Genomic DNA, 1776 nt, shown 5'->3' on the forward strand with positions numbered 1-1776 from the left:
GCAAAAAGGAACATCGAGAGCAGACATAATTTAAATAGCTTTTTCATAGGAATAATATTTAATTCAATTTACGGCAATTCTTCAGTAAATAAAAAAAGCCATCTGATAATTATCAGATGGCTTTTTTTATTTCTAATTAACCTTTTAAGCTTTAACCAAAAAATGTGCTGGCATTTCTGCAGCATTTAACATAAAATTATGAAGCTCATAGTTTTTAATGAAAGGGGTTAACTGTTCTGAACCGGGGCCAAACATTGTTAGCTCCACGTAATCTCCTGTATGGTTCATTCCTGCCCATTGCACATCGGTATACTTGCCCATAATCTTTCCATACTCATAAAATGGAAGATTCGACTCATTATATAACTGGCCCGGAACGATATCTTTAAAATGAGCTACTAAAGATTTTACGTCTTCCAGTTTCATCTCCAATCCCTGACTCTCCCTAATTATCTCTGTAATCTTTTGTTCACCAAATGATTGGTTTAATTGAGTAAGCAGCCAAGTATTACTATGTTTAAAATGTTGCAGACTGTCAAATTTCTTGTCGGCTTCATCAGCATAAAAAAGCCCAGGATTAGAATTACCATGATCTGTTGTTATGATTACCAAAGTTTCTCCATCCTTTTCAGCAAACTCTATTACTTTCCCAACTGCTTCATCAAAAGCCAATTGATCAAATATTAAACCTGCCACATCATTTGAATGTGCAGCCCAGTCTACCTTTCCAGCTTCAACCTGTAATGCAAAACCATTCTTATGGTCCTTCATTAGTTCTATGGCTTTCATCGTCATCTCAGCTATTGAAGGCACAGTCTTTATCAATTCAGGGTCATTTTTTCGATCTACTTCATAAGGTAAACCATCTTCAGCAAACAATCCCAAAACCGGCTTTAATTTATCAAGAGCAAGCATTTCAGCACGGTTTTCTGCAACTTTAAAACCTTGGGTAAGGTATTTAGGTATAATGCTGCCATCTTTTCTTTCTGAATCAAAGTATTTGCTTCCACCACCCATCATCACATCAAATTTTAGTTCTAGATACATTTCTGCAATTAAAGCTTGTCCATCTCGGTTATCTATATTTACACAGAAGCCAGCCGGTGTGGCGTGGGTAATTGGAACTGTAGTTACACAGCCAACTTTCTTTCCACTCTCTTTAAATTTTTGAAGTATTGGCTGAGGTTTCTCTCCTCTCATCCCAACATTTAATGAGCCATTCCTTACCCTCATTCCACCACCCCAGGATGAACTGGCAGCTGCTGAATCGGTAACCATTGAACTTGCTGAAGCCGTATCCATTAAAGCTCTTACAGCTTTGTTATTTCTATATAAGTCAAGCCATTTACTTCCTATGCCAAACGTACGGTTAGCATATAGATCGGCCATATTTAATGTTCCTGTACTCATGCCATCACTTACCATCATAATGATATTTTTCGCCTTTTTTACTCCTCCGATCGGTTTGGCAATAACATCATGCAAACCAACAAAAGGCATACTTATACCAGCAAGTATTCCGCCTTTTAATAGTGATCTTCTATTCATATACTTAAAAATATTTTCAATCAGCAAAGATCTATATGTACCATTAGAAATCCGGTCAGATAGAATTATGAAATTGTTAAGCTATTAAGAAGGTTTTTCTTTCAGAAATGTATATAAACACAAAAACCCTGCAGCGTTTAGCTACAGGGTTTTGCTTAAGATTTGGCACCGACCTACTCTCCCACGTGTTACCGCAGTACCATCGGCTCTGGTGGGCTTAACTTCTCT

1 protein-coding gene is annotated in these 1776 nt (G+C 37.1%); it reads right to left on the bottom strand.

The window, feature by feature from the left end:
- Positions 1 to 144 precede the first annotated feature (144 nt).
- The gene (locus tag AC1DG9_RS26660) at positions 145 to 1548 is read right to left on the bottom strand and encodes an alkaline phosphatase (protein WP_172659178.1); all 1404 of its coding nucleotides are present in this window, start codon (positions 1546 to 1548) and stop codon (positions 145 to 147) included.
- Positions 1549 to 1776: the final 228 nt, after the last annotated feature.

This window comes from Pedobacter sp. 05L430 (assembly GCF_056397585.1).